The following is a 21,943-nucleotide window of genomic DNA, read 5'->3' as shown; positions in this document are numbered from 1 at the left end:
AGCAAACATCTAAAACCTGATGGCATAAATTGTGCTTTTGATAGTTCGCAACATACGTTTTTCTATGCTTGTCAGTATGCAGAATTGACCACCCAAGAGCCGAGTCATACAAATCAAGCCATAAAACCGGTTTCGCATAGCTGCCACACAGCAGATTCGAATGAATCACTACTTTTTATACGACGAGGTATATCAATGATACTTAAGACCAAGTTATCCCACGCTATAAGTCTGGCCTTGGCCGGAACAACCATGATGTTAACGCTATCCGATGCATCGGCATCTGCTGTAGTGTCATACAATGCATTCAATCACGACCGCAACGCGCCGAATGATTTAGTGTCCGGTGGAACAGGTACCGATGGCTGGATGCGCACAACAACTAACGGAGTAGCAACATGCGGCGCGGTCGCGGGGGGAACTTGTGGAGCCGCCCCAGGAAGTTTTGGCGGACCCGGCAACAATGCTACCGCCGTGCTCGCTGGCGGCAACGGCGCTGTGCCCTGGGTGGGTGGCGACCCGAGAAGCGCCAATGCGGTAGGTACCGGCCAATTCGGTTACATCGGCATGCAGACTCTAAATTGGACCGCCGAAATCGGCGCCGGTAATACTGCCGTGGTTTCGAAGCTCGACTCCCATAGCCGCTACCAAAATACGACGCTCAGCGACGGTTCGATTTTTAACTATGCCGATATTGATACCGCCAAAGGCGCTTGGCATGACGGCGGACTTGCGGGAACACCAGCAGGAACGCCGGTAGACCCTCTCGGTTCCGGCACAGGTTGGCGGCACGACACCGACATCGGTTTATTTCGCTCCTCAGTAACACAAGTCGTCACGCTTTCCATTTCCAGCTTATTAGGCAACGGGGATACCAACCAAACTCCTGACTATGGTTTTACCGTATTCAAAGGGATGGATACCAAAACCCCAACATCGACTTCACAACGATACAGTCATCACTCAGGTTGGCATGCCGTGTCTAACGCCGACGCACTAGCTGTTGGCGACAATGTTAACCCAATAACAGGTTCGAATCCCTTCGGCACCACAGGCTTAACACTTGCCAACCTCATCCTGGATGACACTTCCGGGAATAACGCCACCTTTTTAGCCGAAGCCGGCCAAGTCTATACGATCTATCTGGGGGGCTTCATGGGCGGCGACTGGACAGAAACTCGCAACGACTATCAACTAACCATCTCCTCGGTACCGGTCCCCGGCGCTGTTTGGCTATTCGGTAGCGCATTTGTGGGCATGATCGGCGTGCAACGGCGCAAACGCTCATCACGTTAATCACCGCATAGCATCATCCTGAAACCGTTCGGCCACCATACAGCCGAACGGTTTTTTGTTTAACACTGATCATCATTCGTTAAACTATCTCCAATAAAACGTCTATTGATCCAATCCAATGATCACAGCCATGCAACGCGGCCAGCAGGCCATTCAGAATAAAAACATCCCCGAAGCGATCGAGTGGTTTAGCAAAGCATTAACGGAAACCCCAAAAGACCCTCAAGTGTTGGCTTGCCTTGGGCAGGCACTTTGCTGGCTTGGAGATCGTAAACAAGGGCTTATCCATTTAAAACAGTCTGGCCAATTATTGTTAAAAAAAGCCAAAAAATCCCGCGATATCGGCATGAGCCTAAATCTGGCCGAACAATTACAACACTGGAATGATTTCGCCGGCTCTTTGGAAATATGTAAGCAAGCATCTCAAATCAACCCGCGCGAAGTACGTACTTACCAACTTTTAGCGCTGAATTATATGCGCTTGAACCAGAAAAAATCCGCACTTGCCGCCGGTCGACAAGCAGTCAAATTGGTTCCCGACAACGCTACGCTGTCAATATTGCTGGCGACACTGGAAATCGAGGACCGTCAATTTATAGAAGCTAAACAGCGACTACAAAAAGTTCTGCAATATCCATTATTGAAACCGGAAGAGAAATTTCGCACCCATAAGGAGTTAGCCAAAACTTTAGACAAACTCCATGAATATGGAGAAGTTTTCCAGCATCTCCATGCCGCCGGCGAAGTATCGGCCCTGTTGCCTGAGGTAAAAAGCCAAGACCATACCATGGTACCTAAAATGCTAAACCTCTATAAAACCGACTTCGATGAACAATTACTGAAGCGTTGGGCAGATACGCCCTTTCCAAAAGACCACCCTGCACCGATATTTTTGGTTGGCTTCATGCGCACTGGTACAACACTGACTCAGGAGGTGTTAGCTGCACACCCCAAAGTATTTGTTGCTGACGAAACCGACTTAGTCGTTTCGTTAGTCAATGAACTGAAGCGAATATCCGGAAACGTGGACGCAACCGTTCCACAGCAACTGCGCTCGCTCAATATTGAAGGCATCACGCACTTACGCTCATTTTACTGGCAACGTGCTCGCGCATTGTTCGGAGACACTATAGACAACCGGACATTTCTCGATAAAACCACGATGAACTCTATTGATATCGGCTTAATCCACACCGTATTTCCAGATGCCAAACTGATATTTCTATTACGCGACCCGCGCGACGTCTGCTTAAGCTGCTTCATGCAGACCATGACGCCAAATCCATCGACAGTACACCTTTTAACATGGGAGGGCACAGCGCGCTTTTACGCGCTTTTGATGGATTGGTGGCAAACGGTCAAACCCAAATTAACCATGCCTTATTACGAATTGCGCTACGAAGATGCGATTGCTAATTTCGAACCCACCTTCCGCAGTGTCTTTCAATTTTTAGACCTCGAATGGAGTCCCGCCGCAGCAGATTTTCATAAGTATGCGGCAAGGAAATTAATCGCCAGCCCCAGCTTTAGCCAAGTCGCCCAGCCACTTTATTCCTCTTCGGTCGCACGCTGGAGAAACTATCAAGACCAGTTCGACCAAATCAACGCCTATTTGCAGCCCTACTTGAAAGAATATGGTTACCTCTGACCCAAAGCTGTTCATTTTTCTCTCGAAACTCACAGCCCATAAATAATCTCCGACCCGCAGTCTTTAAAGAAAAATGCTTGACTTAAGTTTGCCACCGACTTGTATTGACAATAGAAACTGAATCCGCAGAGTCTAAAATTTTGTGGATATGTTTACGATGATGTTCCGTTATAGACGCAGAACGAGGGGTATTATTTCTTCGCTATAACCGACATCTGAATAATCGCTGAATACCCGAATGACCCCAGATCACATCACGCAGTCAGTGGGAGTACCGCCAAAACCCCGGCAGAAGAGCTTAGCTGTAGGCCCCAAATATCCAGCTCTGGGTGATATAACCTAATTTTTAGTACTACAACTCAACAAAAATTAGCTTAAAACCCAAATCACCGCAAAGAAACCGGAAATTTTGTGCAGGATTTTAAGCTTCAAAATTTTTTCCTCTTCTATTTCAGCAAAAAATAACGTACTGGCGAAAAACTAGCGGTGTTTACTGCCGGCAATCTAAATAACTATGTCATATAACGCTCACCTGAGGCATATGACCCATTCACCCGAAAGCTAAAAGTTTGACATATGGAAAAAATCATCTAGCAGCGCTCTTATGCTTGAACCCAAATAGTAAAATCAGAACACAAAAACGTCTTGCAATTGATTTTTAAGACATTTTTATACCAGCTTTCTATGAAACATAATCAGGCATGGCTATTGCTGTTGCGAAGGGGATGCCGCGCTGGAACACAATTCAATTGGTTACCATGATCAGAAACATCCGGAACCGTGCTTTCTATCAAATCCCGTCGTTGTCCGCCGCATCAGCCTTATTTAGCTCAACCCAGGATTATAAGCATGAAAAAACAATTAAAAATTCCCTTGGCTTTTGTCGCCGCAATCGCTTTGGGCTATGCTCTCAGCCCCAAACCGGAAACCCCTTTCACCGGCCATGGCAATGTCGACGCTTTAAATAAAGTGTACGAACGCTGGAAATCCGCGCACGAAGAACAAGGAAACCCGGAGGTTTTGCGTGTCGGCTTAAGTTTTTCGCGAGCGCAATCTCGGGAATTTACCGCCGCCAGCGGCGAAGCAGCGTTGAATCTGGTCAACGGCCAATTACAAGTCGCGGTTAGCGGCTTATCCAATCAAGAGCAATACGATGTTTGGTTATTGGATAATCACAAGTCCGGCGATAACCTAAACGATAAAGCAATCAAAATTGGTCCGTTGTCTTCCCATGAAGATAAACATTTGCTGACAACCCAACTGGACCGCGACCGTTTCGCTGGCTTTACGATGGATGCCGTCGCAGTTGCCAAGTCCGGAGAGACACCACAAGCCGGCGGCCTGTTATTCGGCTCGCCAAGCTTACTGCAGCGGCTTTATTACACCGAGCGCTATTGGCCGGCGGCAACGATAGGCTCTGTCTCGACGGAAATAAATACCCCACCCGCACAAGCTGCGTTCGAATTTTTATTGCCCAAAACCGCGCAAGCGGCGGTGACGTCTTCAGCTGCCACCTCTCCCGAACAACTGACGCAATTGATTGCCACCGGTCAACAGCTGTTTACCGAACAAACCTTTAACGGTAACGGCCGCACTTGCGCCACCTGCCATAGGCCGGACAATAACCACACCATCGACCCCAGCTACATCGCCAAGCTGCCGAAAACCGATCCGCTGTTTATAGCCGAAACCAATCCGGTGCTGGCCGATCTGGAAAAACCTGCGCTGCTTAGACAGTTTGGTTTATTCGTGGCAAACGTCGATGGCTTCGATAGACCGCCGGTGTTGCGCAGCTCATCGCATCTGCTTGGTATAGCCAACACCCTGACCTTTGAAAAAACCGTCAATCCGGGTTACGGCAATGGTGAATTTACCCAGGATACCGATTATTTCAATGCTCACGATCCCGAAGCCCAGCAATCCGGTACGCATACTCATGCTATCGGTTGGTCTGGAGACGGTGCACCCGACGGTGGGTCGCTGCGCGATTTTGCCAAGGGCGCCATCAAGCAGCATTTACCCAAAACCCTGATTCGCGCCGAAAACATCGACTTTAGAATGCCTACCGAAGCCGAACTGGATGCTTTGGAAGCCTATATGTTGTCTCTTGGCCGCAGTGAAGAAATCAATCTTGCCAATATGTATTTCAAGTCGCCTCTGGTACAAAACGGCTTGTTATTGTTCAACACTAAAAACAATCCGAAACTTGCGGACGGTACGGTGTTATTCGGCACCACCGGCAACTGCAACGGCTGTCACTCCAACGCCGGCGGCATCAGCTCAACCACCAATGCCAACCCCACCCGAGACACGGGCGTAGAGCGCATGCGCGACCAGTTGCATCATTTGGCCGATCCTAATCTGGCCTACGATGGCGGTTTTGGACAAACACTACAAACCGATTGCGGTCCGAATTTTAACGAAACCTGTTATAGCGACGGCAGTATTGCACCCGCCGGCACCACTACTCGTCCTACGGGCCATCACGGTTTGAATCGCTTCAACACCCCGTCGCTGATCGAAGCCGCCGATACCGCGCCATTCTTCCACAACAACAGCGTCACCACACTGGAAGAGACCGTGGCTTTTTACAGCTCCGACGCATTTAACAGTTCGCCAGGCGCATTCACCTCAAGCAAAGCTAATCGTCAAGGCAAGCTGGATTCGTCGCAAGTTATTGCCGTAGCCCTATTCCTGCGTTCGATCAACGTGCTGGAAAACATCCGCAGCTCTAATCTTTTGGACCAAAAAGCCATTGCATTGAGCGGCGATCAAAGCGTTAAAACCTTGAAATTGGCGATTGCCGATACTCAGGATGCTATCGACGTGCTCAAGGAAGCGGTGATCAATCCCTATCCGGATGCGTTGGATAAACTGCAACAAGCACTTTATTACGAAACACAAGCCACGAATAAGTTTTATCCAAACCGCTCGACGCTCATGCAAAACGCTATAAATCTGAAGAATCAGGCGCGAACCATGATCGTCAGCGGCGGTTAGTACTATTAGCCGGGGCTGGCTGCTCTAGTCCCGGCATTTCTGCAAACTATCAAGCCACTCGTACCGCACCCTTACAGTCTGCCAAATCCGGGTGGCTCCTTATTTATTAATAACAGAACGACCATGAACACACAGCTCAAACAACTATTTAAAACCAGCCTGATTGCACTAATCCCAATATGCACGGTCAGCAACGCTCACGCCGCAATACTTACTTTTAGTTTGGATTACAGCGGCTTAGCATTTGGAAACGCTGCCACAGCGCAAGGCCTCATCAGCCTGGACGACCAACTGATTCCTAATCCAGGCTCGACTTTTCTTGATTTGGGTAGCAATGAGGTAATCAAAGCTTTCACATTGACCGTTTCCAACGCCACAGGAGGCTTAGGAAACGGCACTTTTCAGATGACCGATTTCGATTTTGCGACCTGGGATAGCGCAGGAGAAACGCTGGACTTTAGCCAACAATTGCTTGGGCAGTGGACACAAGGTGGCGGCTGGGGAACAAGCGCTAGATGGGACGGCAATGCGGGTGAATTTAATCTTTACGCCAAAGCCGGGTCCTCGGCGCCAACCAGTTCCGGTTATTTTACCCTGGCGGCGAATAACGATTTTCTGAATGGCGATTTATTGAGACTGGTGTCGTTCAAACCTGTATCCGGCTCCGTTCAGCCAGTTCCATTGCCTGCACCAATTTGGCTATTCGGTAGCGCTCTCGGCGTGTTTCTTAGCAGAAAAACAGCGAAGAAAAGCAATTATTGACCCTGCCCTTACATATCGGCGCTCCCGCTATGGCGCGGGAGCCTAGGGGGCCATACTGGATTCGCTGCGCGGCTTAACGCTTCCAGCCTTCGAGGGAATGACGAGTTGCAAATGCAAGGTTCATAAAAACTAACACTGATTTACCACTTGGCACTAAGACCAAGACTAAGACTAAGAATTGACGTCGTATTTCTCTAAAAGCAAACCAATGTTTGCGTCCAATGAGTACATCAAAAACTCTGATCTAAAATCGATACCGACGCTGGCTTTATAGCCCATTGCATACATAAACTGCTCAGCCTCAGCTAGCTGAGCATCAACTATTGCATTACCGAGTTAGAGATATATGAATCCGATATTTTCAACAGACATAAAAAAACCGGATGGAGCACTAGACTCCATCCGGTTTAAAAGCCCGAAATAATTAGGCTTGAACGGCCGCTTTACGACGACCGGTATACAGGAAACCCAACAAAGCACTAGTCATAAACCATACAGAGGCAGGGAGAGGTACGCCAGAGACTGGATTTTGATCCGCTGCTGCTTTGATATCAACGCCATACAATAAGACCAAGTTATTGGTCAGCAAGCCTGGTTTAAGAAAGCTCAACAGGTAATCATCACCTGAGAATGCAAGACTACCGGATTCGCTAATCCAGCCGCTTGTAGTCCATAGAGCCAATTTAAAAGGGCTAGCAGAGCCATAACTTTTAAAACCGGTAAAGGTTTCCAATGGCGCAGCACTACTCAGATCGGCGCCAGCGGAAAAAATACCAAAGGTCTCGCTTGAAGGTGTCAGAAAACTAGGAGCGAAAAATTCGCTATCTTCTGATGTTGATTCCCAAATGATGCCAGCCGAACTTACAGTCGAAACTGCAAACAGGCAAACAGCAAGCCAAAGTTTTAAAGATAAAAGCGTTTTCATGGATATTCCCCATTTAAAATTAACGTTAACAATTGGTCATCCTTTTGACCACCTTACTCCGCAGTTGAAATTGTTCCTCAATTCCAACCAAGAAGGGGAGTGGATATATACAAATACCCACTCATACATAGATTAGCAAATATAATGCCATATTTATTTTTGTTCTATTTCAAAAGCTTACAGACACACAAAGCACGAGGTGTAAATATTACCGACACGTTACGAAGGATTTCTGCCTTTTAGATAAAAAAGTCACCAAATCGGTGCGTTTTGAATTTGAAACCGCGACTAGGTAATTCTGCACACATAAAAAAGCCGGATGAAACTAAATTTGTCTCATCCGGCTCAAAGTCACTTAACGCGTCAGTATCAACGCGGTCGGCATCAGGCACTTATTTCAACGCATTTCCGCAGTCTAAATCGGCCAGACGCGTGTACCCAACATTCTTGAAACTAGTGCCTTGGGCCGCAAAGAACCGAATGAACAATTGATCTCGGAGCTTGTTGCGCTGCCTGATCTCCGCTTTTACACCTTGGTCGGCCAACTGATTTTTATAAAGCGTTGCGCGCTGCCGGTCGTTGAACACTCCGAGCGATATAGCCCCCTTGATGTCGCCATCGCTTACCGGCCACACATCGTTAAATCCTTTGGCTTTTAACATCATCTTATTGATACGGGTTTGCTCGGCATCTTTTCCAGCGGGGTAGTAAACCTGGAAATCCGACGCGACAATTATTGACTTGTTGATGGCTTTGAACTCAGCTAAACGCTCAGTATTGGCCCATCGCCGCAACGCGTCCTGATCGCTGAACGGTCCAGCCTCGTAACAATGATTGATCGCGGCTTGCTGCCTACCGGAAACTGCTGACTTAGGAGCATGGGTGCTGGTTTTGAATATCCAAGCAGCGTGGGGCGGATTCAAGCGTTGCAGAATGTCCGTCACTTGCTTAGCTTGTAATTCAGCGGCGGCGCTATCCAGATAAGCAGAAATTTGTGCTCCACGCCTAGCGATTTGTCTTTCGCTTACCATCAGTAATGTCGGAATATTGCTGACTGGCTCGACCGATGGCGTCAGCGCACCAAAATGTAGCTTCCAGAAAAAAAACAAGACATTCAGCAGACATAATAAAAAAAACAGCGCTTTCATGAGGCGTTTTCATTTCGGCAATAATTGAGCAAGCCTTTAAAGACCAAATCGCCGTCGAGAATGCTTGGAACTGTCAGGTGTCTGGCTAAGGTCTCGCCATCGCCACCGCTCAACACCAGCCGATACGCTTTGGGCTGCCGCGCCAAGGTAGCCTCTACCAGGCCAGCCGCAGCTAACAACGTACCGTTATTGATGGCTGCCGCCGTAACAACCGCCAAGCTTGTACCTGCCTGGTCCTCACTAAACGCCAACGCGGCGGTATTTTGCGCCAAGGATTTTTTCATTAACAAAAGCCCCGGACTGATTAAGCCGCCCAGATGGCTGCCATCAGCCCCGATAAAATCAATTGTAATAGCGGTGCCGCAATCGACAATACAGGTATCCCCTGGATAATAACGGTGTGCCGCCTGCAATGCCAACCAGCGATCCACCCCCAACTTCTCCGGTTGTGCATACGCATTCTTGACGTTAAAAGCCGTTGGCGAAGACTGCGGAATGATTACCTCAATACCGGGCCATAGTGAGCGCGCCATGTCAACCAGCAATAAGGTCAGAGCATTTTCCGATACCGACGCGATAGCTATTTGTTTGGGAGCTAGGATATTCAGCCAAAACTCACGCAAGCGTTCGAAAAAATCCGCTTGCCGATAATCCATAAAAATCGTCGGTTGCAGCCGACCGGCATCTGCCTGGGTCCATTTCAGACGCGAGTTGCCAATATCAACCAATAAAATCATAGTTGTCGGAAACTCACTTCGCCGGAAGCGAACGCGCGGATTTGACCATCCGCTAGTTCTAGCAGCAATAGGCCTTGATCGTCGATGCCCGTTACCACGCCGCTAAACGTCTGTTCGTGCATAAAAATATCGACCTGCTTGCCTTGCATGCAATCGTAGCCGCGCCATTCTTCGAGATAATAACCCAGCGAACGGGTCTCGTACTCCGCCAGCACCGGTAACAACTGATTCAATAATTCGCCTACCAGTCCATTGCGTTTACCGTGAATCGATTCTGCCAAAATACCGTGCAAATCGACCCAATCCTGCTCAATACCCTCTCCTTCATGCGCCGGCAAGTAGACATTTAAGCCCAAACCCATCACCGCGTGGCACGGTCCGCTAGTTTCTCCGGACACCTCTATCAAAATCCCGGCCAATTTACGTTGTCGCCAATAAATGTCATTCGGCCATTTCAAACCCACATCGGAAATCCCGAAACCTCGCAACGCCCGGATTACCGCCACGCCCATCGCCAGACTCAATCCGGTGATCGCTGCCGGCCCACCCTGGAAGCGCCACAAAATCGATAAGTAAATATTGTGGCCAAACGGCGAAACCCAATGCCTACCGCGCCGCCCTTTCCCCGCGGTTTGCCGTTCGGCCAAACAGACCGAGCCGATGTCAGCGCCCTGCCCCGCCTTTTCCAATAAATAGGTATTGGTAGAATGAATCTGATCGTGAATTTCCAGCTCAGCGAGTAAGGGTCTGACCCGAGACTCCAAATACTGATCGATCAGTTGCGCATCCAGCAGTTGTAGGGGGCGATGCAGGCGGTAACCTTTGCCGGATACCGCTAGTAACTCGACACCGAATTCAGACAATGCGCTTAAGTGTTTCCATACTGCCGAACGACTAACGCCCAGCAAGCCCGCCAACTCGGTCCCGGAGTGGAATCGACCATCAGCCAGAGCATTTAGCAACTGTTTGAGTTTAAGAGAGATCAATCGTCAACCTGCCGAACCTGCTGTAGAACTGCACTACGCAGCTAAAACTCGTTTTTATCACGCAATTGCTGTAGTTGTTTTTTAACGACATGCTTGATCAACAGCTCTCTATCGTCTTCAGTGAGATTGACGTACTCGACGCAGATAGAAAACGGCCGCTCCGGGCTCTCTTCGGAAATATCCTTACACTGTACGACGCTCGCGTAGGCAACGATCACCGCCATACAGGAGGTCAGCAGCATCCGCAGTTCCAATAGCTCGCCAACCTCTATCGGCGTTTCATTGCTAAAAGCCAATCCGGTCGCGCTAAGGCTTACTTCGCGGGTATCGTGCTCGGAAAACTCCTCGCTCTGCGCGCTGATCGCCTGTGCGATCAGGTTGATCTTGGTGTCGATGATCTTAAGGTATTCGAACATTTCCGGATCGCGCCTTTCCAGGCGCGGCGACAACATTCGCGCTTCCTGCGCCAACACGTCCAACGCGGACGTTAATGAACAATTTCCCAACACATCATTCGAAACATGACTCAAGGCGTCGACATTTTTTTTGTCGATGACTTTGTGCAGCAGATTTATCGTGTCGTTGACTCGGAAATAGCGCCTTTTTTCTTCAATTTCATCCGCCATGGTGTGCTCGTCCTCGGTCTATTTAAGTGGGGTAATATTTCGAATAAGGAATTTTAGCTTAAGCGGCTTCAACTGCTTAATTCCGTCGCGTCAATCAGGAATAATAAGGTCATAAGTGCGCATCAAGCCGCTAACTTCGGCGCGTGGCAGACTGACAACAGGCAAGATCAAATCCGTGGATGTTAGCCCGGCTGCCTGCAAAGATTCTTGTTCTATGTACACATCGTTGACGTCGTAAATTTGCAAGGCCTGGAAAATTGCCGAGGTATCCTTTAAACCTAATCCGGTCGGTTGCTGCTGATTTTTCAATTGCCACACGGCATCATCGACGAATAGTAATGCAACGTGCTGATCAAAGGCAGCCGCAGTCAAAATCGCGTCCAGGGTTTCTTGCAGATGAGTACCGCTGTAAGGCAAGCGGCGCATAATAAATAGATAGCGTTTCATTGCACAATTAACCGAAAACAATACTGCGGTCAGCCAACAATGTGGCTTCCAGCCATTGCCCCAAACCGGCTATCCGAAACCCTGGCGCCGTATCGTCATCCTGCTTATCCTGCCGCACCGCTTCATCGGCACACAACAAACCCCGGCGCTGTGCGGCTGAGATGCATACCACTAAATCCAAGCCATATTGTTCAGCCAAAGCAGACCAATGCTGGGTAATCGACATTTCGTCATCCGGAGGATTGGCATAACGAAAAGCATGATAGATGCCTTCCTTGTAAAAAAATACTCGCAGAATTTGGTGCTCGGCCGCCAACGCAGCTTGAATAAACCGGTAGGCATTCAGGCCGGCATTGCTGGCGTAAGGACTGGCATTAACTTGTACGGCATATTTCATCGCGCTGTAAAATAATCGTTAAACTGATATCTGGCGTATTTTAATACGAGCACACTCAAGCTGCCCGCTTTTGCCGCGCATTGTTTTGCCTTTGAACCAAATTTACCGCTTCCAGTCCGAGCTTCCATGACACTTAAGCCTCTTATTTTTAGCCTTGGCCTGATCCTGTTCTGTTCTTCGCCGCGAGCCTTGGATATCGAAAAAATCCAACTGCCGGACATGGGCGATTCGGCTGGCGCCATCATTTCACCCGCCCAGGAAAAGGAATTCGGCGAAGCATTTTTTCGTAATTTGCATCAACAAACAGAGATTAACCAGGATGTGGAAATCCAGCAATACATCCAGAACATAGGTCGGCAATTAGCGTCCCATAGCGATACGCCGTCCAATCCCTTCCACTTTTTTGTCGTGATGGACCCCAACATCAACGCTTTTGCCGGCCCGGGCGGCTACATCGGGGTCAATTCCGGCTTGATTCTGTTGACCGAAGCAGAAAGCGAACTGGCGTCGGTAATGGCTCACGAGATTGCTCACGTTACCCAACGTCATCTGTATAGATCGATCGAAAAAGCCAGCAAAATGTCGATTCCGACAGTCGCGGCCACGTTGGCGGCCATATTAATCGGCACCCAGTCGCCCAACATGGGTCAAGCGGCTTTGATGGCAATCCAAGCCGGCAATATTCAGTTTCAAATCGACTTTACCCGCGACCACGAAAAAGAAGCCGACCGGGTGGGTATGCAAACCTTGGCAGGCGCCAATTACGACCCGCGCAGCATGCCGACCTTTTTCGAACGCTTGCAGCAATCCACCCGCTATTACGGCAAAGGCGTACCTGAATTTTTAAGGACGCATCCGGTATCCGAGAACCGCGTCGCCGACACCCGCGGCAGAGCGGAAATCTATCCGTACCGGCAATATCCGGATTCATTAGCGTACTTGTTGACCAAAGCCAAGCTTACCGTGCTATCCGCACAGGACAAACGCACTCCACTACAGCATTTCACCACGCTTGAAATGCAAGGCACACCGGAACAACGCGCCGTTGCCCGCTACGGCATAGGGTTGGTGTATTTGGAAAATCAACAATATGCCGCCGCCAGCGAAATTTTTCAAAAACTCACCGAGCAATATCCGGCTCAACCGCAATATATATCAGCCTTGGCCCGCGCGGCCATGGATGCTCACGACTACGAAAAAGCCGGCAAATTATTTGAAAAAGCGATTAATACCTTCCCCAACAACGACGCGCTGAAAATTCAATATACCCGCAGCCTGGTCAAAAACTCTCAACCGCAACGCGCGAAGCAAGTAATACAAAGCTTGTCGGACAGCGAGAAAGACCAGCCATATTATTACGAACTACTCGCGCAGATTTTCGCCGACCTCAAGCAGCCAGGGGAATCGCATCGCTACATGGCCGAGTATTATTACGCCAGCGGCGAAACCGAAGCGGCGATCATGCAAATCAGATTGGCAAAACAGCAGAACGATCTCAGCTTTCAACTACAGGCCATCCTGAACGAACGGCTAAATTTCTTTCTCAGTGAGGAAGAATCGCGCCGAGCGGAGCGCTAATTTTAAATATTAGAAAAACCTGATGCTAGCTAAGTTTCTGTTTAAGAAAATTAATTTCGTGGCGAAACCATTTCCCAAAATAAAACTGATTTTTTTGTTGGACACCCGGTTTTTTTTAAAATACACTTCGCCCACCTTGAATACGGAGTGCGTTCAACCTTAACGGGTTGTATCTTTGAGGGGGGAGGGAAACAGCCAGTAAAATGGCTGATAATAATAACTATAAAATAGTAATTGCTTGACTAAACTGCCCTAAGGCAGGCGTCCAAAACAATAACAATAATAATTACAACAAACAGGACGGGCCCGCGTATAGCGGGCTTTTTATTGCCTGTCGTTTTACCTTCTCCAGCTATCCGCTTGCAGCCTCGATTGGCCTAAGTGCGCCATTTATCTTATAATTCAACCTTGTCCGCTCGATACTGTTACAGTCTACCGGGCAAAGCTCCCCCGCAAACTCAGATAAGGTTTAATCATGGCACGCGTTACCGTTGAAGATTGTTTGGAAAATGTTGAAAACCGTTTCAAATTGGTGTTACTCGCCAGCAAAAGAGCACGGCAATTGGAAAAAGGCGCCGATGAATTCATTCCACGCGGCAAAGACAAGGACACCGTATTGGCGCTTCGCGAAATTGCTGCCGGCTTTGTCAACGAAGAGAATATCGACCGTTTGCATCGCGCGGGATACGTTTCGGAAACCCATCTGGAAATCTAACGTCCATGCCCGAGATAGCTGTCAAACTCGCACCAGCGCTACCTGCTATCGAGCATCCTGAAGAAAAACTTCTTCATCAGCTCTGCGAAATCCTGCGCAGCTATCTCGACCAAGAACAAATCAACGATGTGATCCGCGCCTATCATTTCGGCGCGGCCGCGCATTCCGGGCAATTCCGCAGAAGCGGCGAAGCCTATATCTGCCATCCGGTATCCGTAGCAATCACTCTGGCCAGCATGCACATGGATCACCATGGCATCATGGCGGCCATTCTGCACGATGTAATCGAAGATACCCCTATCAGCAAGGAGCAACTGGGCGAGCAGTTTGGCATCGAAGTTGCCGAGCTGGTTGACGGCGTGACCAAACTCTCCAAAATCGACAGCCGCTCCCGCGCGGAAGCGCAAGCGGAAAACGTCAGAAAAATGTTCCTGGCCATGGCGCAAGATCTGCGCGTAATTGTCGTCAAACTCGCCGACCGTTTGCACAATATGCAAACCATGGGCAATATGCCGGTCGACAAAAAACGCCGCATCGCCAAGGAAACGCTGGAAATTTACGCCCCGATCGCGAATCGTCTGGGCATGAATGATGTTCGGCATCAGCTGGAATCGCTGGGCTTTAAAGCGCTCTACCCCAACCGCTATACGGCCATCAATAATGCCGTGAAAAAATCGCGGGGTAACCGTAAGGAAATCATCGATACCATCCAGAATGCCATCCAAAATCGTCTAAACGAATCCAACTTGGACGGTGCGGTGGCTGGACGAGAGAAAAACATCGCCAGCATTTATCAAAAAATGCTCAGCAAGCGGATCTCGTTTACTGATGTCTTCGACGTTTACGCCTTCCGGATTTATTGTCAGCAAGTCGACGACTGTTATCGGGCTTTAGGCTGCGTGCATAATTTATATAAACCGGTGCCCGGCCGCTTCAAGGACTACATAGCCTTGCCCAAAGCCAACGGTTATCAGTCGCTACATACAATATTGATAGGCCCTTACGGCGTACCTATCGAAATTCAGATTCGCACCCACGAGATGCATCGTCTTTCGGAATCGGGAATTGCTGCGCACTGGCTATATAAATCCGACAATGATAAAAGCGAAACCATCCAGGCCCGCGCCAACGAATGGCTGCGCGATTTATTGGAGATCCAAAAATCCGCCGGCGATTCACTGGAATTCATCGATAACTTAAAAGTCGATCTGTTCCCGCAAGAAGTTTTCGTGTTTACCCCCAAGGGCAAGATCATCAAACTGCCGCGCGGAGCGACCATCGTCGATTTTGCTTATCTGGTGCATACCGATGTCGGCAACGCCTGTATTTCCGCGCGCATCGACAAGAAACTAGTGCCGCTGCAAACCAAGCTGGAAAACGGCATGACGGTGGAAGTAATCACCGCCACCTGGGCCAGACCCAACCCCCTGTGGTTGAACTATGTCACCACAGCCAAGGCCCGTAGCTGCATCCGCGCCTATTTGAAAAACTTCAACCAGCAGGAAGCGATCAATCTTGGCCGCCGTCTACTGGAAAAAGAGTTGCAGAGCCTAGGTATTCAACTGGAAAATGTCGACAATACCCGCATCATCCAGGTGTTACAGGTTTTGAAAAAACACTCGATGAACGAGTTACTGGAAGACATCGGCCTGGGTAATCGCATGCCCTTCCTGGTGGCGAAACGCATCAGCCAAACCGACGTTAACGCGGCAGTCAAACTCGACGACAACGAATCCACCCATAAAACGCCTTTAATCATCAAAGGCACCGAGGGCATCGTGGTCAGCCTAGCCAAATGCTGCCGGCCGATTCCCGGCGACTCGATTATCGGCTTCTTCAATCCCGGCAAAGGCATCGTCGTCCATCATCACGAATGCCGTAACAGCAACGAAGTCAGAAAAAAACAGACTACCTGGCTGGATGTGGAATGGAGCCCGGAAGCCAGCGGAGAATTCCCCGCCGAAATTCGCATAGAATTGCTCAACCAACGCGGCTCGCTGGCCACCATCGCCTCGACCATCTCCAGCATGGATTCCAATATCGAAAATATTACCGTGGTCAGCCAGGATGATCGCGTCTCAGTCGATTTGCTGACCTTAGCCGTGAAGGATCGCGTGCATCTGGCCACTATCATCCGTAAACTGAAAAAACTCTCCATCGTTTTAAAAATTACCCGCATCAAGGCATAGCATGAACAAGGAAATCATCTCGACGCCGTTGGCCCCGCAAGCCATCGGCACCTATTCGCAAGCTATCAAAGTCGGCGAGACTGTTTATTTATCCGGACAGATCCCGCTCGATCCGGAAACCATGCAAGTAGTGGATGGCGACATCGCTGTGCATATCCGCCGGGTATTCGATAATCTGAAAGCGGTAGCCGAAGCCGCAGGCGGTGATTTCAACGACATCGTCAAGCTAAACGTGTTTCTGACCGATTTAAGCAACTTTCCGGTGGTCAATGAAATCATGGCCGAATATTTCAGCCAGCCCTACCCCGCGCGCGCCGCGATTGGCGTTGCGGCATTACCCAAAGGCGTTGGCGTGGAAATGGACGGCGTCATGGTATTGCGCAACGAATATTACTGATCAAGTCCGCGAGGCGCGTCAATTCGCCTCAATTGCTTATTCATGAATCACCCGGAACCGCACAAACAGCCTGTCACCACGTTGACAGGCATCGGTTCACAGTCCGCCGCCCGCCTGGAAAAATTGGGCATCCATACCCTCCAAGACCTGTTGTTCCACCTACCCTTACGCTATCAGGATCGCAGCCGCATCACGGCTATATCTCAATTGTCACCCGGCATGACCACCTTAGTCTGCGGCAGCGTGGAATTTACCGACAGCATTCAACGCGGCCGTCCCAGTGTGATTTGCCGCATTGCCGACGACAGCGGCAGTTTGTCGATCCGGTTTTTCCACTTCAGCGTCCAACAAAGCCAACAGCTTAAACCGGGTACCCTACTCGGCTGTTTCGGCGAAATTCGCTATGGATACAATGGTCTGGAAATGGTGCATCCGGAATACAAAATCGTTTCTGCCGCCGAGCAACTACTGGAATCTACTCTAACACCGGTCTATCCGCTGACCGAAGGCATTTCCCAATCCGCGCTCCGCAAAGCCATCAAACAGGCATTAGCGCTATGCCTGGCAAGCGACAACGCGATCAAAGACTGGCTGCCGGCTAATTTGCTGACCGAGCATGCTTACCCTTCCCTCAACGACGCGCTACAAACCCTACATAATCCGCCGCCGCATATGTCAGCGGAAATCATCAGCGGCGGTTCCTTGCCCGCGTTAAAACGCCTGGTGTTTGAAGAGTTTCTGGCCCACCATCTGGCGCTACTGCAAGGCAAATTGGCTTACAAAAGCTGGCAGTCGCCGATATTTAAAATAGACCAGGCTGCCAAACGAGCGTTTCTGAAAAGCTTGCCGTTTCAGTTGACCAGTGCGCAGCAGCGAGTCAGTACCGAGATCGAAGCAGATTGCCACCTAGCGCAACCCATGCTGCGCCTAGTGCAAGGTGACGTTGGTTCCGGCAAGACCGTGGTAGCTGCTCTGGCCAGCTTGCTGGCGCTGAACTCGGGTTATCAAGTCGCGATCATGGCGCCAACGGAATTATTAGCCGAACAGCACTTTCGTAACTTCAGCCTATGGTTCGCCGAAACCGGCCACCAAGTGCTGTTTCTGACCGGGCAATTGAAAGGTAAATCCCGGCAAGCCACTTTGGATGCCCTAGCGGACGGCTCGGCCAATATCGTGATCGGCACGCACGCACTCTTTCAAGACAGCGTGCATTTTCATAAGCTGGGCTTGATCGTTATCGACGAACAGCACCGCTTCGGCGTCCATCAGCGCTTGGCCCTGCGCGAAAAAGGCCAACATGGCGGCCTAAGACCGCATCAATTGATCATGACTGCCACGCCGATTCCACGCACCTTGGCGATGCTGCAATATTCCGATTTGGACATTTCCATCATTGATGAACTACCTCCCGGCCGAAAACCCATTGCCACCAGTGTGATTTCCTCGGAGCGCCGCGAAGAAGTCATCGGCCGTATCGAACACTGGGTCGCACAGCAACGCCAAGCCTATTGGGTATGCACCCTAATCGAGGAATCGGAAGCCCTGCAATGCGAGGCCGCCGAGAAAACCGCCGCTTATCTGTGCCAAGCCCTGCCGAACGTACGTGTCGGCCTGGTGCATGGCCGGATGAAAGCCGCTGAAAAAGACGCTGTGATGCAAGCTTTTAAAAATCGCGATTGCGACTTACTGGTTGCCACCACGGTGATAGAAGTGGGTGTGGACGTACCGAACGCCGGCCTGATGATCATCGAAAACCCGGAGCGTTTGGGCTTATCACAATTGCATCAATTACGCGGGCGTGTTGGCCGCGGCAATCAGGATAGCTATTGCTTGCTGCTCTATCAAGCACCACTCTCGCAAGCTGGCAAGCAACGCCTGGCTATCCTGAAAGAAAGCAATGACGGCTTTGTCATCGCCGAAAAAGACTTGGAATTGCGCGGCCCCGGCGAAGTAATGGGCACACGCCAAACCGGGCAGATGCAATTCAAAATCGCTGACTTGAGCCGCGACAGCGACCTGCTGGAACTGATCCCGGCCGCCGCGCAATTGATCCATCGCCAACATCCAGACGCCATTCAACCGCTGATCCAACGCTGGATCGGCCATAGCCGCCATTACGCCGAGGTTTAGCGCTTGCCCGACAAAAGTTTTTTATTCAGCCGTCCACCGCTCTGGAAAAGCCACGAACAGAGCAGTCAACGGCAACTACCCGCTGACTTGCAATCCTGGCTCAATGAAACCGGCTCGTTAACCAAACGTCTGCGCGGCATACACGGCAACCGCTTCGGCGTCAAACTGTTATTTCATCGCTGGAAGCCGGCCTTAATCGACGAATGCCGGCTATTGGGCTTGCAGCCGTGCCGTTATCAATTGATCCGCGAAGTGCTATTGCATGCCGACGGCGTGCCTTTGGTGCTGGCCCGCACCATTCTGCCGGAGCCAACCATAGAAATTGCCCACCGCAATCTATCCCACCTCGGCACCAGGCCGTTGGGCGAAGTGATTTTCGCCTATCCGGATTTGGAGCGCCGCCAGAGGCAATTTAGCCGGGCTGACAGCCATATTTGGTCGCCAGGTCTGCAAACGGAGGTTGGTGTTGACGATGCTATTTGGGGACGGCGCACAGTTTACGCGATTCATGGGCAGCCGCTGCTGGTGGCGGAGTTTTTTTTACCTGCGGTATTGGCACCGGCAGTTGAACACCCGCCGAAAATCGATAAGCCATTTATTCAAAAATCTTGAATAGTACTTCCGCTACCGACGCCACCAAATCCCCATCAGCGCTTTGTTCGCCGTAGCTTTGTTGCGGCCGGGAATAGTCTTTCCGAAAGGCTTTTTTGAATTGCTCGGCATTGGCTTTTTCTTGTTTGGCAGCGATTTTTTTCTGGTTCAAAATCTGGCCTCCGGCTTTTTTCCATTCCAACAGGTGGCTGATCTGTCCGCCATCCAGCCAGATGCCATGGCTTCTACATTGGTCGATAATGACACCGCTGCGATAACCGTAGATCACCCGGTTCATTAACACCCGGCACACCGGGCATCTTAGATATTTCACCTTGGCGTTTTGCGGGTAACGGTCCTGATTGATGTTGCTCAGCAGTTCTAAATTAACGGTAACGACCGGCGCTACCGCACTATCCAACAAGGTTTCAATTTCACCAGGATCGAAAAACAAGCCGTAACAGTTGGCGCAACGCTCTATATGCAAGGAACCGGCGGCATCCAGACTAATGGTTTGCAGGCTTTGTGCGCATTCCGGGCAAACTCGCTCGCTGGTGGAATCGATCACTTGGTAATCGTGCTTGCCTAGTAGATCAATATCGTTGCGGACCCCACAATAGCTGCAATATTGCGTGTTGGCTGGTAAGGGCGCAGAACAACTTGTGCAGTTGGCCATGCTAAAACTTAGCCAATATTTGTTGTTTCTTGGCGGCGTATTCCGCTTCGGTAATCAGTTGCGCCTCAAATAATTGCTTCAATTCGGTCAATTTGGCGACGGTTTGATTACTATCGGCAGCAGCCGGACTAGTCGTCGCGCCAAGCGCTTGCGCCATGCCTTGCCCCAAGCCGATGCCGGCCCCCATCCCCATACCAAGACCTGCCCCACCGCCTTCGTTACGAGCCGCTTCACGCAAGGCATCCAGCTGTTGTACCTTGGCATAATCCAGACCCACCGCTTGCGCGGCTTGCGCTTCAGCGGTCAGATCGGCAATACGATTGATACGGCGCAAGGTGTCTTCGTCGAAATCGGTACCTTCGATGCGAAAATCGCTAATGCTAAAACCCAGCTTGCGAAACACGATGGCCAACTTGATGGCTATGCCCCGGGCTATTTCGTCACGGTTGGCGTCGATGTCGGTAAAGCTATGCTGACACTCCGCCAGGTAATCGGAAATGGGATTGATGATTCGCGCCGAGAGAATATTGCGGAAATCGTCTATGCGCATCTGGTTATGGCTGCCGACGATACTCACGAAGAAATCGCCTGGGTCGGCTATCTGGTAGCTATAGTTGCCGTAGGCTTTTAAAGCGACCGGGAAATGGTATTTCGGATCCTGATATTTGATTGGCGAGGTTGTGCCCCACTTCTGATCGAGAATCTTGGTTTTGCGGAAGAAATAAATCCCCACCTTATGCTCACTTTCGAAAAACTGCATGAATTTCTTGATGGTGGTCCAGAACGGCACGTTATCGGTTTCCAGATTGATCATGCACTGGTCTTCAATAATCGCCTTGACCTGGCCCTGATAGACAAAAATACAGCCCTGCCCCGGACCGACAATTAGCTTGGAGGCATTTTTGATCTCGTCGCCGTTTTCGGTCCATTGCGCCAGTAGCAGATCGGGATCGGGATTTTCCCACTCGATAACCGAGCGTAGCTGCCGTTTGATACCGTCTATGAATGCCATTATTTCCCTCGTTGGACTGGAGAAGAATCGATTAATTGCGTAACATCGCGGTTTAAGTATGGCAAAAAACGGGAGTTGCGGTGGCAATCAGAGCATATAAAGGCAAACAGCCAAAAGTCGGCAAAAACGTGTATATCGACGAGGCGGCGGTCTTGATCGGCGATGTGACACTCGGCGATGACGTATCGGTTTGGCCGACCACGGTGATACGCGGGGATGTGGAAGCCATTACCATAGGCTATGGCACTAACGTTCAGGACGGCGCGGTGTTACATGTCTCCCACGCCGGCGATTATTCGCCGCAAGGCCATCCGTTAACAATCGGCAAAGGCGTAACCATCGGTCATCGCGCCGTGGTGCATGCCTGTACGATAGGCGATTATTGCCTTATCGGCATAGGTGCTATTGTGATGGACGATGCCGAACTGGGAGATTATGTGATGTTGGGCGCCGGCGCGCTGGTGCCGCCAGGCAAAAAACTGGAAGGTGGCTATTTATATGTCGGTGCACCCGCCAAACAAATCCGGGCGCTGACCGACTCCGAAAAAACCTTTCTGGAATATTCGGCAAAACATTACGTGAAGTTGAAAAACGACTATTTGGCCGAATCCGCACTATAAACACTGTTCTGTTTAGCCGGAACATTTCCTAAAACAGTGCACTCTTCTCCAGACTAGCCGTTG

The 21,943-nt window shown here is 50.2% G+C and carries 20 protein-coding genes; 11 read left to right on the top strand and 9 right to left on the bottom strand.

Annotated elements, in window-relative coordinates:
• Positions 1–195 precede the first annotated feature (195 nt).
• From NP589_RS07480 to NP589_RS07465, 4 genes are all read left to right on the top strand, one after another.
• Complete coding sequence (locus tag NP589_RS07480) at positions 196–1,296, top strand: hypothetical protein (protein WP_256606411.1); 1,101 nt, start codon at positions 196–198, stop codon at positions 1,294–1,296.
• Between the two features lie 130 nt (positions 1,297–1,426).
• The gene (locus NP589_RS07475) at positions 1,427–2,944 is read left to right on the top strand and encodes a tetratricopeptide repeat-containing sulfotransferase family protein (RefSeq protein WP_256606410.1); all 1,518 of its coding nucleotides are present in this window, start codon (positions 1,427–1,429) and stop codon (positions 2,942–2,944) included.
• An 849-nt stretch (positions 2,945–3,793) separates the two neighbouring features.
• The gene (locus NP589_RS07470; RefSeq protein WP_256606409.1) at positions 3,794–5,944 is read left to right on the top strand and encodes a hypothetical protein; all 2,151 of its coding nucleotides are present in this window, start codon (positions 3,794–3,796) and stop codon (positions 5,942–5,944) included.
• Between the two features lie 123 nt (positions 5,945–6,067).
• Positions 6,068–6,706 carry a hypothetical protein gene (locus NP589_RS07465; protein ID WP_256606408.1) on the top strand — a complete coding sequence of 213 codons (639 nt, stop codon included), beginning with the start codon at positions 6,068–6,070 and terminating at the stop codon, positions 6,704–6,706.
• A gap of 424 nt (positions 6,707–7,130) precedes the next feature.
• Here NP589_RS07465 and NP589_RS07460 read toward each other — a convergent pair whose 3' ends face one another.
• The 7 genes from NP589_RS07460 to tusD all read right to left on the bottom strand — a co-directional run bounded on the left by NP589_RS07460 (position 7,131) and on the right by tusD (position 11,972).
• On the bottom strand, positions 7,131–7,631 hold the full coding sequence (locus NP589_RS07460) for a hypothetical protein (protein ID WP_256606407.1): 501 nt from the start codon (positions 7,629–7,631) through the stop codon (positions 7,131–7,133).
• 392 nt (positions 7,632–8,023) lie between these two features.
• Complete coding sequence (locus tag NP589_RS07455; protein WP_256606406.1) at positions 8,024–8,779, bottom strand: hypothetical protein; 756 nt, start codon at positions 8,777–8,779, stop codon at positions 8,024–8,026.
• Positions 8,776–9,516: a type III pantothenate kinase gene (locus NP589_RS07450; RefSeq protein WP_256606405.1), complete on the bottom strand. Its 741-nt coding sequence runs from the start codon at positions 9,514–9,516 to the stop codon at positions 8,776–8,778. Before NP589_RS07450 ends, NP589_RS07455 begins: the two co-directional genes overlap by 4 nt.
• The gene (gene birA, locus NP589_RS07445; protein WP_256606404.1) at positions 9,513–10,502 is read right to left on the bottom strand and encodes a bifunctional biotin--[acetyl-CoA-carboxylase] ligase/biotin operon repressor BirA; all 990 of its coding nucleotides are present in this window, start codon (positions 10,500–10,502) and stop codon (positions 9,513–9,515) included. Before birA ends, NP589_RS07450 begins: the two co-directional genes overlap by 4 nt.
• A 41-nt stretch (positions 10,503–10,543) precedes the next feature.
• The gene (locus NP589_RS07440; protein WP_256606403.1) at positions 10,544–11,128 is read right to left on the bottom strand and encodes a PilZ domain-containing protein; all 585 of its coding nucleotides are present in this window, start codon (positions 11,126–11,128) and stop codon (positions 10,544–10,546) included.
• A gap of 90 nt (positions 11,129–11,218) precedes the next feature.
• Positions 11,219–11,575, bottom strand: a complete 357-nt coding sequence (tusC, locus tag NP589_RS07435) for a sulfurtransferase complex subunit TusC (protein WP_256606402.1) — start codon at positions 11,573–11,575, stop codon at positions 11,219–11,221.
• Between the two features lie 7 nt (positions 11,576–11,582).
• A complete protein-coding gene (gene tusD, locus NP589_RS07430) occupies positions 11,583–11,972 on the bottom strand; it encodes a sulfurtransferase complex subunit TusD (RefSeq protein ID WP_256606401.1) in 390 nt (129 codons plus the stop codon).
• Positions 11,973–12,098: 126 nt separating this feature from the next.
• On the opposite strand from tusD, the gene NP589_RS07425 reads away from it, so the two are divergent.
• From NP589_RS07425 to NP589_RS07400, 6 genes are all read left to right on the top strand, one after another.
• Positions 12,099–13,550 (top strand): M48 family metalloprotease, encoded by a 1,452-nt coding sequence (locus NP589_RS07425; RefSeq protein WP_256606400.1) that lies wholly within the window; start codon positions 12,099–12,101, stop codon positions 13,548–13,550.
• Between the two features lie 475 nt (positions 13,551–14,025).
• Positions 14,026–14,265 carry a DNA-directed RNA polymerase subunit omega gene (gene rpoZ / locus NP589_RS07420; RefSeq protein WP_020482113.1) on the top strand — a complete coding sequence of 80 codons (240 nt, stop codon included), beginning with the start codon at positions 14,026–14,028 and terminating at the stop codon, positions 14,263–14,265.
• 5 nt (positions 14,266–14,270) lie between these two features.
• Positions 14,271–16,454 (top strand): RelA/SpoT family protein, encoded by a 2,184-nt coding sequence (locus tag NP589_RS07415; protein ID WP_256606399.1) that lies wholly within the window; start codon positions 14,271–14,273, stop codon positions 16,452–16,454.
• Position 16,455: 1 nt separating this feature from the next.
• Positions 16,456–16,851, top strand: a complete 396-nt coding sequence (ridA, locus tag NP589_RS07410) for a deaminase RidA (protein WP_256606398.1) — start codon at positions 16,456–16,458, stop codon at positions 16,849–16,851.
• Between the two features lie 42 nt (positions 16,852–16,893).
• Entirely contained in the window at positions 16,894–18,981 is a 2,088-nt protein-coding gene (gene recG / locus NP589_RS07405) for an ATP-dependent DNA helicase RecG (RefSeq protein WP_256606397.1), read from the top strand.
• Between the two features lie 3 nt (positions 18,982–18,984).
• The gene (locus NP589_RS07400) at positions 18,985–19,593 is read left to right on the top strand and encodes a chorismate--pyruvate lyase family protein (protein WP_256606396.1); all 609 of its coding nucleotides are present in this window, start codon (positions 18,985–18,987) and stop codon (positions 19,591–19,593) included.
• Here NP589_RS07400 and NP589_RS07395 read toward each other — a convergent pair.
• Complete coding sequence (locus tag NP589_RS07395; RefSeq protein ID WP_256606395.1) at positions 19,577–20,248, bottom strand: zf-TFIIB domain-containing protein; 672 nt, start codon at positions 20,246–20,248, stop codon at positions 19,577–19,579. The two genes, NP589_RS07400 and NP589_RS07395, sit on opposite strands and share 17 nt — an antisense overlap.
• A 1-nt stretch (position 20,249) precedes the next feature.
• Positions 20,250–21,260 carry an SPFH domain-containing protein gene (locus tag NP589_RS07390; RefSeq protein ID WP_256606394.1) on the bottom strand — a complete coding sequence of 337 codons (1,011 nt, stop codon included), beginning with the start codon at positions 21,258–21,260 and terminating at the stop codon, positions 20,250–20,252.
• A gap of 80 nt (positions 21,261–21,340) precedes the next feature.
• Between NP589_RS07390 and NP589_RS07385 the strand changes: the two genes are divergently transcribed.
• Positions 21,341–21,880: a gamma carbonic anhydrase family protein gene (locus tag NP589_RS07385; RefSeq protein ID WP_256606393.1), complete on the top strand. Its 540-nt coding sequence runs from the start codon at positions 21,341–21,343 to the stop codon at positions 21,878–21,880.
• Positions 21,881–21,943: the final 63 nt, after the last annotated feature.

The organism is Methylomonas rosea (assembly GCF_024505055.1).
GTDB lineage: Bacteria > Pseudomonadota > Gammaproteobacteria > Methylococcales > Methylomonadaceae > Methylomonas > Methylomonas rosea.
The sequence above is the reverse complement of the archived record's forward strand: the minus strand, read 5'-3'. Positions and strand labels throughout refer to the sequence as shown.